This is a genomic window from Caballeronia sp. (assembly GCF_049581465.1).
Classification (GTDB): Bacteria; Pseudomonadota; Gammaproteobacteria; order Burkholderiales; family Burkholderiaceae; genus Caballeronia.
This window is the reverse complement of sequence record NZ_JBAUSA010000635.1, coordinates 1-14714: the sequence shown is the minus strand read 5'-3', so window position 1 is coordinate 14714 and position 14714 is coordinate 1. Positions and strand designations below refer to the sequence as shown.

Annotated in this window: 19 protein-coding genes, 1 tRNA gene and 2 pseudogenes; 20 read left to right on the top strand and 2 right to left on the bottom strand. The window is 58.8% G+C overall.

What is annotated here, in order from left to right:
* The 13 genes and pseudogenes from WCA53_RS15525 to tatC all read left to right on the top strand — a co-directional run.
* Positions 1-327: pseudogene (locus WCA53_RS15525) on the top strand (histidinol-phosphate aminotransferase); the annotation flags it as partial.
* Positions 328-357: 30 nt separating this feature from the next.
* On the top strand, positions 358-945 hold the full coding sequence (hisB, locus tag WCA53_RS15520) for an imidazoleglycerol-phosphate dehydratase HisB (protein WP_423911923.1): 588 nt from the start codon (positions 358-360) through the stop codon (positions 943-945).
* 74 nt (positions 946-1019) lie between these two features.
* Positions 1020-1640, top strand: coding sequence for a MarC family protein (locus WCA53_RS15515; RefSeq protein WP_423911920.1), 621 nt, complete (start codon positions 1020-1022; stop codon positions 1638-1640).
* Positions 1641-1656: 16 nt separating this feature from the next.
* Positions 1657-2298, top strand: a complete 642-nt coding sequence (gene hisH, locus WCA53_RS15510) for an imidazole glycerol phosphate synthase subunit HisH (protein WP_423911917.1) — start codon at positions 1657-1659, stop codon at positions 2296-2298.
* A gap of 206 nt (positions 2299-2504) precedes the next feature.
* Positions 2505-3257: a 1-(5-phosphoribosyl)-5-[(5-phosphoribosylamino)methylideneamino]imidazole-4-carboxamide isomerase gene (gene hisA / locus WCA53_RS15505; RefSeq protein ID WP_423911913.1), complete on the top strand. Its 753-nt coding sequence runs from the start codon at positions 2505-2507 to the stop codon at positions 3255-3257.
* A 169-nt stretch (positions 3258-3426) separates the two neighbouring features.
* On the top strand, positions 3427-4200 hold the full coding sequence (gene hisF, locus WCA53_RS15500) for an imidazole glycerol phosphate synthase subunit HisF (RefSeq protein WP_423911910.1): 774 nt from the start codon (positions 3427-3429) through the stop codon (positions 4198-4200).
* Positions 4201-4203: 3 nt separating this feature from the next.
* A complete protein-coding gene (hisI, locus tag WCA53_RS15495; protein ID WP_423911907.1) occupies positions 4204-4617 on the top strand; it encodes a phosphoribosyl-AMP cyclohydrolase in 414 nt (137 codons plus the stop codon).
* Entirely contained in the window at positions 4617-4988 is a 372-nt protein-coding gene (locus WCA53_RS15490) for a phosphoribosyl-ATP diphosphatase (protein WP_423911903.1), read from the top strand. Before hisI ends, WCA53_RS15490 begins: the two co-directional genes overlap by 1 nt.
* A gap of 60 nt (positions 4989-5048) precedes the next feature.
* Positions 5049-5450, top strand: coding sequence for a DUF4870 family protein (locus WCA53_RS15485; RefSeq protein ID WP_423911901.1), 402 nt, complete (start codon positions 5049-5051; stop codon positions 5448-5450).
* Between the two features lie 61 nt (positions 5451-5511).
* Complete coding sequence (locus tag WCA53_RS15480; protein WP_423911897.1) at positions 5512-5874, top strand: histidine triad nucleotide-binding protein; 363 nt, start codon at positions 5512-5514, stop codon at positions 5872-5874.
* A 173-nt stretch (positions 5875-6047) separates the two neighbouring features.
* Positions 6048-6278 carry a Sec-independent protein translocase subunit TatA gene (gene tatA, locus WCA53_RS15475; protein ID WP_423911894.1) on the top strand — a complete coding sequence of 77 codons (231 nt, stop codon included), beginning with the start codon at positions 6048-6050 and terminating at the stop codon, positions 6276-6278.
* Between the two features lie 56 nt (positions 6279-6334).
* The gene (tatB, locus tag WCA53_RS15470) at positions 6335-6874 is read left to right on the top strand and encodes a Sec-independent protein translocase protein TatB (protein WP_423911891.1); all 540 of its coding nucleotides are present in this window, start codon (positions 6335-6337) and stop codon (positions 6872-6874) included.
* Between the two features lie 57 nt (positions 6875-6931).
* Positions 6932-7732, top strand: a complete 801-nt coding sequence (tatC, locus tag WCA53_RS15465) for a twin-arginine translocase subunit TatC (protein ID WP_423911888.1) — start codon at positions 6932-6934, stop codon at positions 7730-7732.
* A gap of 229 nt (positions 7733-7961) precedes the next feature.
* On the opposite strand, the gene WCA53_RS15460 is transcribed toward tatC, so the two are convergent.
* Complete coding sequence (locus WCA53_RS15460) at positions 7962-9194, bottom strand: S1C family serine protease (protein WP_423911885.1); 1233 nt, start codon at positions 9192-9194, stop codon at positions 7962-7964.
* A 20-nt stretch (positions 9195-9214) separates the two neighbouring features.
* Between WCA53_RS15460 and WCA53_RS15455 the strand changes: the two genes are divergently transcribed.
* The 7 genes from WCA53_RS15455 (at position 9215) to WCA53_RS15425 (ending at position 14324) form a co-directional block, all read left to right on the top strand.
* Complete coding sequence (locus WCA53_RS15455; RefSeq protein ID WP_423911880.1) at positions 9215-9961, top strand: Nif3-like dinuclear metal center hexameric protein; 747 nt, start codon at positions 9215-9217, stop codon at positions 9959-9961.
* A 204-nt stretch (positions 9962-10165) separates the two neighbouring features.
* Positions 10166-10786 carry a ubiquinol-cytochrome c reductase iron-sulfur subunit gene (gene petA, locus WCA53_RS15450; protein ID WP_423911875.1) on the top strand — a complete coding sequence of 207 codons (621 nt, stop codon included), beginning with the start codon at positions 10166-10168 and terminating at the stop codon, positions 10784-10786.
* Positions 10786-12165: a cytochrome b gene (locus WCA53_RS15445; protein ID WP_423911871.1), complete on the top strand. Its 1380-nt coding sequence runs from the start codon at positions 10786-10788 to the stop codon at positions 12163-12165. Before petA ends, WCA53_RS15445 begins: the two co-directional genes overlap by 1 nt.
* Before the next feature lie 28 nt (positions 12166-12193).
* Entirely contained in the window at positions 12194-12949 is a 756-nt protein-coding gene (locus WCA53_RS15440) for a cytochrome c1 (RefSeq protein WP_423911867.1), read from the top strand.
* A gap of 96 nt (positions 12950-13045) precedes the next feature.
* Positions 13046-13657, top strand: a complete 612-nt coding sequence (locus WCA53_RS15435; RefSeq protein WP_031362199.1) for a glutathione S-transferase N-terminal domain-containing protein — start codon at positions 13046-13048, stop codon at positions 13655-13657.
* Positions 13658-13720: 63 nt separating this feature from the next.
* The gene (locus WCA53_RS15430; protein WP_423911863.1) at positions 13721-14230 is read left to right on the top strand and encodes a ClpXP protease specificity-enhancing factor; all 510 of its coding nucleotides are present in this window, start codon (positions 13721-13723) and stop codon (positions 14228-14230) included.
* 18 nt (positions 14231-14248) lie between these two features.
* Positions 14249-14324: transfer RNA gene (locus WCA53_RS15425), tRNA-Thr, on the top strand.
* 71 nt (positions 14325-14395) lie between these two features.
* On the opposite strand, the pseudogene WCA53_RS15420 reads toward WCA53_RS15425, so the two are convergent.
* Positions 14396-14714 (bottom strand): annotated as a pseudogene (locus WCA53_RS15420) (polymerase); the annotation flags it as partial.

The following is a 14714-nucleotide window of genomic DNA, read 5'->3' as shown; positions in this document are numbered from 1 at the left end:
GTGCTGACGCAGGCGACAGCCGATTTCCTGCTCGATCATCTCGACGTCCTCGACGCGCAGGCCGCCGAGCTTCGCGCCGAACGGTCGAAGCTGGCGAAGGAAGTCGCGGCGCTGCCCGGCGCCACGGTTTTCCCGAGCGCGGCCAACTTTCTTCTCGTGCGCGTGCCGGACGCCGCCGTGACCTTCGAAACCCTGCTGACGTCGCGGGTTTTGATCAAAAACGTGAGTAAAATGCATCCTTTGTTGGCAAATTGCGTGCGTTTGACGGTTGGATCGGCGCAAGAGAACGCGCAAATGATCACGGCCTTGAAACTCGCGCTGCACTGAAATTTCTCTAAAAGTCTCGAAGGAAACACCATGCGCATTGCGGAAGTCGTTCGCAACACCAGCGAAACGCAGATCCGTGTGAAGCTCGATCTCGACGGCACCGGCAAGCAAACGCTTGCCACGGGCGTGCCGTTTCTCGACCACATGCTCGACCAGATCGCGCGTCACGGCCTGATCGACCTCGACATTGAAGCGCACGGCGACCTTCATATTGACGACCATCACACGGTCGAAGACACCGGCATCACGCTCGGACAAGCCGTGGCGAAAGCCATTGGCGACCGCAAGGGCATTCGCCGGTATGGCCACGCGTACGTGCCGCTCGACGAAGCGCTGTCGCGTGTCGTAATCGATTTCTCGGGCCGGCCAGGCCTCGAATTTCATGTGCCGTTCACGCGTGCGCGGATCGGTACGTTCGACGTCGACCTGACCATCGAATTTTTCCGCGGGTTCGTGAATCACGCAGGTGTGACGCTTCATATCGACAACTTGCGCGGTATCAATACCCACCATCAGGTCGAAACCGTCTTCAAGGCGTTCGGACGCGCGCTGCGCATGGCCGTCGAACTCGACGAACGCGCGGCAGGCCAGATTCCATCGACCAAAGGCAGCCTGTAGAGTGCGCTTTTAGTATTTCGCGGGAACCCTGCAACAGCATGGCCGCGTCGAACCTGTAGTCGTGACGGCCTGCAATGAACCTGCTCAAATCGTTTATTTCGTTGCTCGCGCTGATCAACCCGGTCGGCGCGATACCGTTTTTCCTGAGCCTCACCGGTGAGATGTCGATCCCGGAAAAGCGCAATACGATCCGGATTGCGTCGATCTCCGTGTTCTGCGTGATCGCAGTGACGGCGCTGCTCGGGCAGCAGATCATCGCGTTCTTCGGGATATCGGTGGGGTCTCTTGAAGTGGGCGGCGGCATCATCATGTTACTGATGGCGATCAACATGTTGAACGCGCAGGTCGGTAATGCGCGCTCCACGCCGGAAGAGCGGCACGAAGCTGAGATGAAGAACAGCATCGCCGTCGTGCCGCTCGCCATTCCGTTGCTGACAGGGCCGGGTTCAATCAGTACGGTGATCATCTATTCTGCAAGCGTGGTGCATTGGTACGACCGGATTGGACTGGTCTTCGTCGGGGTAGTTCTGGCGCTGCTGTGCTTCGGTGCGCTGAATCTCGCTGAACCGATTGCACGCTGGGTAGGGCGCACCGGCATCAATATCGGTACGCGGCTGATGGGTTTGATGTTGTCGGCCTTGGCCGTAGAATTCATTATCAATGGACTGAAGGCGCTGCTGCCTTCGTTGAAATAGCGTTTTAAGAGCTCCAATGAAGACTTCGATAGCAATCGTGGATTACGGCATGGGCAACCTTCGCTCCGTGTATCAGGCGCTTCGCCACGCCGCGCCCGATGCCGATGTGGCGATCGTCGAGCAGCCGGAAGCAATCCGCGCGGCCGACCGGGTCGTATTGCCCGGACAGGGCGCCATGCGCGACTGCATGGCGCATCTTGGTGCATCCGGGTTGCAGCAGGCCGTGATTGAAGCCGCACGCGACAAGCCCATGCTGGGCGTGTGTGTCGGTGAGCAAATGCTGTTCGACTGGAGTCAGGAAGGCGACACGAACGGCCTCGGCCTGTTGCCGGGCAAGGTCGTGCGCTTTGAGTTGGATGGCCAGTTGCAGGATGACGGTTCGCGATTCAAAGTTCCGCAGATGGGCTGGAACCGCGTGCGCCAGGTTCAGCGCCACGCGCTGTGGGATGGCATACCTGACGATTCATTCTTTTACTTCGTGCACAGTTACTACGTGGTGCCGGACGATCCCGCGCACACGTCGGGCGAAACGGTGTACGGTGCGCCGTTCGCTTCCGCAGTCGCGCGCGACAACCTCTTCGCCACGCAGTTTCACCCCGAGAAGAGTGCCGATGCTGGCTTGCGGCTTTATGCGAACTTTGTACACTGGAAGCCGTGAAGCTTGAATGACTGAATCGCGACTTCCGCCTTGGTTTTCCACGGATTTCGGCATCCGTTTCACTTTCTGGCTTACTTTGACGTTAGCCGTTTGCAGCCGTGAGTGGCGCGGCACTTGTACTACACTAGCGAAACGGTAGGGGATCAGGCGCTCTCGCCTTGATTTGCTTGCCGTTTGACCAACCCTTATCCGATAACGCTATTTCTATGTTGCTCATTCCGGCCATCGATCTAAAAGACGGTCAGTGCGTACGCCTCAAACAAGGCTATATGGACCAAGTGACCATTTTTTCCGAAGATCCGGCAGCGATGGCCCGGTTGTGGGTCGATCGCGGCGCTCGACGACTGCATCTCGTCGACCTGAACGGCGCGTTCGCCGGCAAGCCGAAAAACGAGGAAGCCATCCGCTCGATCATCAAGGCGGTCGGCAACGAGATCCCCGTGCAGCTCGGCGGCGGCATTCGCGACCTGAATACCATCGAGCGTTATCTCGACGCCGGCCTGGAATACGTGATTATCGGCACGGCGGCGGTGAAGAATCCCGGCTTCCTTCAAGACGCGTGTACGGCGTTTGCGGGACATATCATCGTGGGGCTGGATGCCAAGGACGGCAAGGTCGCAACGGACGGCTGGAGCAAGCTAACGGGTCACGAAGTCGTCGATCTCGGGCGCAAGTTCGAGGACTACGGCTGCGAATCCATCATCTACACGGATATTGGCCGCGACGGCATGTTGCAGGGCATCAATATCGAGGCAACCGTGCGTCTCGCGCAAGCCGTGAAGATTCCGGTGATCGCGAGCGGCGGGTTGTCGAGTCTTGCGGACATCGACTCACTTTGCGAAGTGGAAGACGAAGGAATCGAAGGCGTGATCTGCGGGCGCGCAATCTATTCCGGCGATCTGGATTTCGCCGCTGCACAAGCACGGGCCGACAAGCTGCGCGAAGCCGACGACGCTTGAGTTGATCGAGTCGATCGCGCCCGGCCCGATCGAGCCCACGCGCGGCGCCGCACAGCTGACCTGAACGTCCGGAAAGCCGCTCGCCCAGACGCGGCCAGACCGCTTTCGCTTCGCTTCATTCGGCTTGAAAGCAAGCACCCACTCGCAGCAAAACGGCATCTGCAAGAACATGGCTCTCGCTAAACGCATCATCCCTTGTCTTGACGTCACTGCTGGACGCGTCGTCAAAGGTGTCAATTTTCTCGAACTGCGTGACGCAGGCGATCCGGTCGAAATCGCGCGTCGATACGACGACCAGGGCGCCGATGAAATTACGTTCCTCGACATCACTGCCACATCTGACCAGCGTGACGTGATCCTGCCGATCATCGAACAGGTGGCGTCGCAGGTGTTCATTCCGCTGACCGTCGGCGGCGGCGTGCGCGTGGTGGAAGACGTGCGCCGCTTGTTGAACGCGGGCGCGGACAAGATCAGCATGAACTCGGCCGCAGTGGCCAATCCGCAACTGGTGCGCGACGCATCGCAGAAGCATGGCTCGCAATGCATAGTCGTGGCGATCGACGCCAAGCGCGTGAGCGTTGACGGCGACGCCCCGCGTTGGGAAGTGTTCACGCACGGCGGGCGGAAAAATACCGGGCTCGACGTAATCGAATGGGCACGCAAGATGGCTGAATTTGGCGCGGGCGAAATCCTGCTGACCAGCATGGATCGCGACGGGACAAAGAGCGGCTTCGACCTGGCGTTGACGCGGGCGGTATCGGACGCGATCTCTATTCCTGTCATCGCTTCGGGCGGCGTGGGTTCGCTTGCGCATCTCGCCGCCGGCATTACCGAAGGCCACGCCGATGCCGTCCTTGCCGCGAGCATCTTCCATTACGGCGAACACACGGTCGGCGAAGCCAAGAGCTTCATGGCCGATCAAGGCATCTCGGTGAGGATTTAACTCGTGACGCAACAGACGCAAGGCGCCGGCTGGCTCGACAAGGTCAAATGGGACGCGAACGGTCTCGTGCCGGCTATCGCGCAGGAAGCGGCCACGGGCGACGTGCTCATGTTCGCGTGGATGAACCGCGAGGCTCTGGCAAAGACCATCGAGTTGAAGCGCGCCGTGTATTTTTCCCGATCGCGCAATCGCCTGTGGTTCAAGGGCGAGGAGTCCGGGCATGTCCAGCACGTGCAGGAAGTCCGTCTGGACTGCGATGAAGACGTCGTGCTACTCAAAGTTGAGCAAGTATCGGGCATCGCATGCCATACGGGCCGCCATTCGTGCTTCTTCCAGAAATTCGAGGGATCGGCGGAAACCGGCGACTGGATCGCGGTCGAGCCGGTGCTGAAAGACCCCGAACATATATATAAGTAATGAACCCATCGACCCAAGACACGCTGCTGCGGCTCGCCGCGATCATCGATAGCCGCAAGGGCGGCGATCCGGAACAATCCTACGTTTCTCGACTCTTTCACAAGGGTGACGACGCGGTCTTGAAAAAGATCGGCGAAGAAGCCACTGAAGTCGTGCTGGCCGCGAAAGACGCGCGGCACGGTGGCGAGGCGAAAGCGCTCGTCGGCGAAGTGGCCGACTTGTGGTTTCATTGCCTCGTGATGCTGTCTCATTTCGATCTCAGTCCCGCCGATGTCATCGCGGAACTGGAGCGGCGGGAAGGCATGTCGGGGATCGAAGAGAAGGCGCTGCGCAAGAGTCGTCACCGCGAACAGAACGAGAGCGGTCGATAATTTGACCGATGCATCGGCGCACCAGCAAATCCGTTTCACCGGTCGGCAAGGAGGTTTGAAATGAATCAGTCTTACGAGCCCTATCCACCGCCTTTGTATCAGGGGAATGGCGGCGCGCCTGACTCGGAACGCCTGCGCAGCCTGCGCACGCTCACGCATGTGCTCTACGCGTTGTACGCGGCGTATTGGCTGACCGGCGGCCTCACGGTGCTGGTTGCCATCATCATCAATTACCTGAAACGTGACGACGTTGCCGGGACGCCCTACGAAGCTCATTTTCAATGGCAAATCCGCACTTTTTGGTGGGCGTTGCTTGGCCATGTGATCGGCGTCGCGTTGCTTTGGGTGCTCATCGGCTTCCCGGTCCTGCTTGTGGTCGGGATCTGGACGCTTTATCGGGTCATCAAGGGCTGGCTGTATCTCTACGAAAACAAGCCATTGCAACCGCGCGCGTGGGTTTGAGAGTCGACGCTAAAAGCGTCACGACTGACGCGCATTCTTATCCGGACATCCAGCGACATCTATGAGCCACGAGAACTGTATTTTCTGTAAGATCGCAGCCGGAGAAATTCCGAGCAAGAAAGTGCATGAGGACGATGAATTCGTTGCTTTTCACGACATCAATCCGGCTGCACCTGTCCATGTGCTGGTGATTCCGCGCAAACATATTGAGACGCTGTCGAACTGCACCGAAGCCGATGCGCCTCTGCTTGGTAGAATGCTCGGCTTAGTTTCCCGGCTGGCGGACGAGCTTGGCGTGGCTTACACCGGTGGCGACACGGGATTTCGGACTGTCATCAACACCGGTCCAGGCGGCGGCCAGGAGGTTTATCACATCCACGCGCATATTCTTGCCGGCGAGCGGCCGTGGCGTAGGATGGGGTGAACACCGGGTCCATGTACGGGATAGGGTGAAAAAAGACCGCGCCTTCCGCCTATATTGGACGTAGAGAATCGCAGTTTTAATTAGCGGGGCATCGATGCTCCGACTCGGACCGGAAGGTCCACATTCTTTGTCGCGGGCGGCACTCGCGACAAAGCCAAGGAGAGTTTTCAGTCATGGGTTCGTTGAGTATTTGGCATTGGTTGATTGTCTTGCTGATCGTTGCGCTGGTGTTTGGCACGAAGAAGCTGCGCAATATCGGCGGCGATCTGGGCGGCGCGGTGAAAGGCTTCAAGGAAGGTATGAAGGAAGGCGACACGCCGGCCCCGGATCCGCGTGAACTGCCGCGCACCGGCACGGTTGACGTCGAGGCAAAGGACAAGACCCGTTCGGGCGACTACCGTTAATTTCAGTTAGAACGGCCTTGGCCGGTCTAACCCGTCACCTCCAGGACCCCGATTTCATGCTCGACCTCGGTCTGACCAAAATGGCGCTGATCGGCGTCGTCGCTCTGGTAGTGCTCGGGCCAGAGCGCTTGCCCGGCGTGGCGCGCACGGCCGGCGCGCTGTTCGGCCGCGCGCAGCGATATATCAACGACGTCAAGGCCGAGGTATCGCGCGAAATGGAACTCGACGGCCTGAAGCAAATGCGCACGGAGTTCGAGCAAGCGGCGTCGAACGTCGAGAACAAGATTCACGACAGCTTGCGTCAGCAGGAAAACGAACTCAACGACGCCTGGAGCCAGGGTACCTCGGTGTCGGACAGCGTGGCAGGCGGCGGCGATCCGAATCTCACCCATGCTTCCGATTCCTGGCGTGCCAGTTCGGATCGAGCGCTGAGCGGCAATGCGCCGGGTAAGCGCAAGAACTGGCGCACGAAGCAGGCCGCAATCCCGAACTGGTATAAACGCACGACGTTGCGCAAGACCCGTGTGCAATCGGGCGCGGCGCGCGTGGCGCGACACACCCCCGAGACCATGCGCCGCCCGACGCGGTTTTTCTGATCGCGTGGCGCACTCGAGTTTTTCCTTTCCATCGATGTTCCCCAACCGAGGGCCGGCGTGAGCGACCCGCAACAGATTAAAGACGAGCCCGTCGAAGAGACGTTTATCTCGCACCTGGTCGAACTGCGCGATCGCATCATCCGCGCTGGCCTTGCAGTTGTCGTCGTGTTCATTGGGCTGGTGTATTGGGCGCCCGACATTTTCCGGTTGCTCGCTCGTCCTTTGATGCAGAACCTGCCGAAGGACGGCAAGATGATCGTCACCGACGTCACCGGTTCGTTCTTCGTGCCGATGAAAGTGACGATGATGGTCGCGCTCGTGATTGCGTTGCCTGTCGTGCTGTACCAGATCTGGGCGTTTATCGCGCCGGGACTTTATCAGCACGAGAAGAAGCTGGTCATACCGCTGGTCGGCAGCAGCTACACGCTGTTCCTCTGCGGCATGTCGTTCGCGTATTTCGTGGTATTTCCGACCATCTTCCGCGTGATGGCGCACTACAACGCGCCGCTCGGCGCGCAGATGACGACGGATATCGATAACTATCTGAGCTTCGTCCTCACCATGTTTCTCGCGTTCGGCGTGACGTTTGAAGTGCCGATCGTGGTGGTGATCCTGGCACGCATGGGCCTCGTGACGATCAAGAAGCTTAAGCAGATCCGGCCGTATGTCATTGTTGGCGCGTTCGTGATTTCGGCCGTGGTGACGCCGCCGGACGTGTTCTCTCAACTGATTCTCGCCGTCCCGCTGATCATTCTTTACGAGGTCGGGATTATTGCTGCGCGCTTGATCGTGGGGAAGGACAAGCTCAAGGAGCAGGAAGCCGATGCTGCCGAGGACGCCAAGCGCGATCTAGACTGAGGGCGGGCGGATTCCAGGGGCTGGCGGTTCTGCTGGCGGTGAGTGTGCGGTAAGCAGAAGGACGCCGCACTCGCAGCAGGCATACGCGACACAAACCAACCCTCTCGCAACACTTAGGGGCCCCCGGCCGGTTCAAAGGAACGCTCCCACAACAACAAGGGGCCCGCGGCCAAATCAAACCAACCCTCCCACAACACACAGGGAGGCCACGACGGGTTCAAACCTTTCCTCACTCGTCTCCCTGATCCCCGCCCTGATCGTTGCCGCCGCCGTCGTCATCTGGCATTTGCGCCTGCTTCTGCATTGGCCGCTTTCCAATCACAACGTTCAGGTCCAGTTCCTTGCTCTTGCGCATGACATGGACCTTCACGGACGTTCCCGGTTTGATCTGCGCAACTACGTTCAGCAGGCGCGTGGTGTCCGTAATGGCGTCGTCGTTGATGCTCACCAGGATGTCGCCAGGTTTGATCCCCGCTTTGTCGGCCGGTCCTCCCTGCAACACACCCGCTACGATTGCGCCGGACTTCTGGTCAAGCCCGAACGATTCCGCGATCTCCGGCGTCACGTCCTGAGGTTCCACGCCGATCCAGCCGCGCGTCACCGTGCCGGTCGTGATAATGCTTTCCAGCACGCTGCGCGCCGTGGACACCGGAATCGCGAAGCCGATTCCAAGCGAGCCGCCACTACGCGAATAAATTGCCGTGTTGATGCCGAGCAGGTTGCCATTCACATCGACTAGTGCACCGCCCGAATTGCCCGGATTGATCGCGGCGTCCGTCTGGATGAAATTCTCGAAGGTATTGATGCCCAGGTGATTGCGCCCGAGCGCGCTCACAATACCCATGGTCACCGTCTGGCCAACGCCGAACGGATTCCCGATCGCGAGCACCACGTCGCCCACGCGCGTCTGGTCCATGCGGCCGAGCGTGATGATAGGCAGATTCGTCATGTTGATTTTCAACACGGCGAGGTCGGTTTCCGGATCTACGCCGATTACTTTCGCCGACGAGGTGCGGCCATCCGCTAGCGCAACTTCGATCTGATCCGCCCCATCCACGACATGCTGGTTCGTTAGAATGTAACCTTCGGAGCTGACGATTACACCTGAGCCGAGATTCGACGCCGGTGTCTGATCGTTCTTGCGCTTGTTCTTATCGCCGAAGAAATAGCGGAACAGCGGGTCTTTTGCCCGCGGGTCCGGCGGAAGCGAGCCGTCCTTGCTGGAAAACACGTTGACCACGGCGGGCATGGCTTTTTGCGCGCCATCCGCATACGACGACTGGGCAGGGCGGGAACCGATGCTGGGAGCCACTTCCTGCAACGCAACGATCGGCTCGGCGAGCTGCTTGCCGAACGTTCCCTGACGTTGAAGCCACTGCGGCTTCAAGGTCGCGACGATGAACATCAGCGCCAAAAGCACGGTCACCGCTTGGGCAAAAAACAGCCAGAAGCGTCTAAGCATTTGATGGAATAGAGGAATTCATGGATCGGATCGAACTGGAATTGTATCTGAACAATCTGCTTGAAATCGGGCGCTTCAAGGACTATTGCCCGAATGGCTTGCAGGTTGAAGGCGGCCGTCGCGTGCTAAAACTCGCAACCGGCGTAACGGCGTCGCAGGCCTTTCTCGACGCGGCGATCGAGTGGGGCGCGGACGCGGTGATGGTGCATCACGGCTACTTCTGGAAAAACGAGGCGCCGCAGGTGACTGGGCGGAAGTATCGGCGGCTGAAGACGCTGCTCGACAACGACGTCACATTGTTCGCCTACCATTTGCCGCTCGATTCGCATCCCGAATTTGGCAACAACGCCCAGTTGGGGGAACGGCTCGGACTGATCGCGGACAACCGTTTCGGCGATCAGGATCTCGGCTGGATAGCGTCATTGCCGGTACCGCTGTCGTTGGAGCATTTCACCGCGACCGTCGAAAATGAAGTCGGCCGCACGCCGCTCGTGTTCGGCAATCCGGATTGGGAGTTGCGTCGCGTGGCCTGGTGCACAGGTGGCGCGCAAGGTTTCTTCGACGAAGCCATCGCCGCCGGCGCCGACGTCTACGTGAGCGGAGAAGTGTCCGAGCAAACCATGCACATTTCGGCGGAAAGTGGCGTGGCGTACATCGCAGCGGGCCACCACGCAACCGAGCGCTACGGCGTCCAGGCGCTCGGCGCGCACGCTGCAGAGCACTTCGATATCGAGCACCTTTTTATCGATATTGATAATCCAGTCTGATTATCTTGCACTGCAATAAATAATCACATGGAGTAAATAACTGCTTCATAAGATTTGCGCGATTAATGCGGGGAAACCCTTAAGAATGAAGGGGTTCGAGCGTTTTTTGCTATTGAACCCTTGTAAATGACGACTCCATTCGCGCACACTAGCGTCGGTAGAACGGACTGACGGTATAAATCCAACTCAGAAGTGGGGCGTGTGATGCGAGATAACGAAGATCAGCGCGTCGACGGCAGCCGCCGCAAGTGGCTGATAGCGACGACTGTGACGGGCGGAATCGGCGGCGTGGCTACCGTCATCCCGTTTGTGAGTTCTTTTGCGCCATCGGAGAAAGCCAAGGCGGCGGGCGCGCCGGTCGATGTCGATATTTCAGGCCTGAAACCCGGCGACATGATGACGGTCGCGTGGCGCGGCAAGCCGGTCTGGATCGTGAACCGCACCGACGAACAAATGGCCGATGTGAAAAAGGCCGATAACGAAGTCGCCGATCCGCACACCAAGAAAGAATTCACGATGCCGTTGCCCGCGTACTGCAATAACGAGTACCGGTCGCGTCCCGAACACAAGAATCTGTTTGTCGCCGTTGCCGTCTGCACGCATCTCGGTTGCACGCCGACGCCGCGCTTTCAGGAAGGCCCGCAGCCCAATCTTCCGGACGACTGGCCCGGCGGCTTTCTCTGCCCCTGTCACGGTTCGACCTACGACCTCGCCGGTCGTGTCTTCAAGAACAAGCCCGCGCCGCAAAACCTCGACATCCCGCCGTACATGTTCACCTCGGCGACGTCGCTCGTGATTGGCCGGGACGAAAAGGGAGACGCGTAATGGCGAGCACCGATAAAAATGTTGAGACCACCGGCCTTCTCGGCTGGATCGACCGGCGCTTTCCGCTGACCTCGACGTGGAAAACGCACGTTTCCGAGTACTACGCGCCGAAAAACTTCAACTTCTGGTACTTCTTCGGCTCGCTCGCTCTGCTTGTGCTCGTGCTGCAAATTGTCACCGGCATTTTCCTGGTGATGAACTACAAGCCCGACGCGACGCTGGCGTTCGCATCGGTCGAGTACATCATGCGCGAAGTGCCGTGGGGCTGGCTCATTCGCTACCTGCATTCCACGGGCGCGTCGATGTTCTTCGTGGTGGTCTATCTGCACATGTTCCGCGGGTTGCTGTACGGCTCGTATCGCAAGCCGCGTGAACTCGTGTGGATTTTCGGCTGCGCGATTTTCCTTTGCCTGATGGCCGAGGCGTTCTTCGGATATTTGCTGCCGTGGGGGCAAATGTCCTTTTGGGGCGCGCAGGTCATCGTGAACCTGTTCTCCGCGATTCCGTTTGTCGGGCCGGATCTGTCGCTGTGGATTCGCGGCGATTACGTGGTGTCGGACGTGACGTTGAACCGCTTTTTTGCGTTTCACGTCATAGCAATTCCCCTCGTACTGATTGGCCTCGTGGTGGCGCATCTGGTGGCACTGCACGAAGTGGGGTCGAATAATCCCGACGGCATCGAGATCAAGGCGAAGAAGGACGAGCACGGCATTCCGCTCGACGGTATCCCGTTCCATCCGTATTACTCCGTCCACGATTTCATGGGCGTTTGCGTGTTCCTGCTGATCTTCTGCGCAATTGTTTTCTTCGCGCCGGAAATGGGCGGCTACTTCCTGGAAGCGAACAATTTCATTCCGGCCAATCCGCTGCAGACGCCGCAGGAAATTGCGCCTGTCTGGTATTTCACGGCTTTCTACGCAATGCTTCGCGCCACAACCGATCCATTCAAGATCGTGCTGATGGTCGTGGTCGCGCTGCTCGGCGTGACGGCGTTGTTGCGGGCGCGTGGAAAATGGCGCATCGGTTTGCCGGTATTGGCGCTTCTGATCGTCATCTTTATGGCGACGACCGAATCTAAGTTCTGGGGCGTGGTGGTCATGGGTACGGCGGTTGTGTCGCTGTTCTTCCTGCCGTGGCTCGACCGAAGTCCCGTCAAATCGATCCGATACCGCCCGTTGTTCCACAAGATCTTCTACGGGATATTCGTGTTCGCGTTCCTGCTGCTTGGCTATCTCGGCACAAAACCGCCGTCGCCGGCCAGCACGTTGCTCGCGCAGATTTGCGCCCTGATTTATTTCGCGTTTTTCCTCGGCATGCCCTTCTGGACGACGCGCGGCCGCTTCAAGCAGCCGCCCGACCGCGTGGTGTTCAAGCACTGACCGCCGCCCGCCAACAGGAGACACTACGATGAAAAAATGGCTTTCTACACTCGCGCTGATGGGCGCGGCACTGATCGCGTTCGGCGCCGCGCCGGCGCACGCGGACGAAAACTTCCCGCTCGATGCCGCTCCGGACAGCGCCGACAATTTCGCTTCGCTTCAACACGGCGCGAAATTGTTTGTAAACTACTGCCTGAATTGCCACAGCGCTAACTTGATGCGTTACAACCGGTTGACGGATATCGGCATCGACCCGAAGGAAATCCAGGCGAATTTGCTCTTCACCACGGACAAGATCGGCAATACGATGACGGTCGCCATGCGTCCGGACGACGCAAAAGCATGGTTCGGGACGGCGCCGCCGGATTTGTCGGTGGAAGCCCGGGCGCGCGGCAAAGACTGGATTTACACTTATTTGCGGAGTTTTTATCGCGACGATACCCGGCCGACCGGCTGGAACAATCTCGTGTATGAAAACGTCAGCATGCCTCACGTGCTGTGGGAGTTACAGGGCGTACGGACGGCAAAATTCGAGACCGATGTCGACGAGAAAACCGGCGAAAAAGTCAAACATTTCGCGGGTTATACCGAAGTGACTCCGGGAACAATGTCGCGAGTAGATTATGATTCGGCTATGGCCGATCTGGTTTCGTACCTTTCGTGGATGGCGGAGCCTGCCCAGCAGACGCGAAAACAGCTGGGTGTCTGGGTTCTTTTGTTTTTGGGCATATTGAGCTTTCTGGCGTGGCGCCTCAACGCGGCATACTGGAAGCAGATTAAATAACACGCCGCGATCGGTGTGGGTCAGCGTGCGTAGAAGCGCCTCATAGAAGGCGCTTTTCGCACGCTGGCCCTTATGTTTTCTGAGGGACTTTTAATTATGATGGTTTTGTACTCCGGCACTACTTGCCCGTTCTCCCAGCGCTGCCGACTGGTGTTGTTCGAAAAGGGCATGGATTTCGAAATCCGCGACGTTGACCTGTTCAACAAACCGGAAGACATCGCGGTGATGAACCCGTACGGTCAGGTGCCTATCCTGGTCGAGCGGGACCTGATCCTGTATGAATCGAACATCATCAACGAGTACATCGACGAGCGCTTTCCGCATCCGCAATTGATGCCCGCCGATCCAGTCCAGCGCGCTCGCGCTCGCCTGTTCCTGCTGAACTTCGAAAAAGAGTTGTTCGTGCACGTGGGCACGCTGGAAAACGAAAAGGGCAAGGCGGCGGAAAAGAATCACGAGAAGGCGCGCAACGCCATCCGTGATCGCCTGACGCAGCTCGCGCCCATTTTCCTGAAGAACAAGTACATGCTCGGCGAGGAGTTCTCGATGCTCGACGTCGCGATCGCGCCGCTGTTGTGGCGTCTGGATCACTATGGCATCGAGTTGTCGAAGAACGCTGCGCCGTTGATGAAATACGCCGAACGGATTTTCAGCCGGCCGGCTTACATTGAAGCGCTGACGCCTTCGGAAAAGGTGATGCGTCGGTAATGTGTTCGCCAGCGGCGCGCGCCGGCTCGACCGGTCGCGTCTCGCTGCAGTAGAGGAAAGTCGATGCAAGAGATTTCCACCAAGCCGTATCTGCTGCGCGCGCTTTATGAATGGTGCACGGATAACGGTTTCACGCCGCATATTGCGGTTCGGGTCGATAACGGTACGCGCGTGCCCCGCCAGTTCGTGCGCAACGACGAGATCGTGTTGAACATCAGCTTCGAGGCGACCAGCCAGTTGCAGATGGGCAATGAATGGATCGAGTTCAGCGCGCGTTTCTCGGGCAAGTCGCACAAGATCGAGGTGCAGGTCGCCAACGTGCTGGCTATTTACGCGCGTGAGAACGGCCAGGGCATGGCGTTTCCCGTCGATCCCGCAGCGCTTGCAGCGGCGCCGGATGTGTCGGGCGCGGAGGGTCCGCGGTCGTCGGAACTCGTGCCGGGCGAGGCGGAGCATGAGCGAGTCGAACATCGCGATGCGATGGCATCGGCGCAGGATGACAACAATTCGCCGTCTCCCGATGACGATGGATCAAAATCACCGGGCCGAGGCCACCTCAAAGTCGTCAAATGAAGTAAAATCGCTGACTTCGCCGGCTTAGCTCATCAGGTAGAGCAGTTGATTTGTAATCAGAAGGTGGCGGGTTCGAGTCCTGCAGCCGGCACCAAGTTGTTCAAAACCCCGCAACCAGTAACGGTTTGCGGGGTTTTTTCGTTGTGAGCCCTGATCCCTGAAGCCTCAATTTGCGATGGCGGCCTGCGGCGTCCCATCGCTGCGTCGGCGGCCGCTGAACAGCAAAATTCCGGTCAGGAAAATGAACAGGTTGCCTTCGGTGAAATTGAGCAGCAGCGAATTAGCGAAGCAGCCCAGCACGAAGGCAAACAAGTAGCCGTACACCACCGTTCGCTCCAACCGTTCCAGCCGCCGGCACTCCCGCTCGACTGCAACCAAAAACCAGATGAACAGTGCGATGCCGACCAGCCCGAGTTGGACGCCCATCAGGAAGAATTCGTTATGCGGATTGCCGGCCATTGCGGCGCGCCCGCCGGTGCTGTTC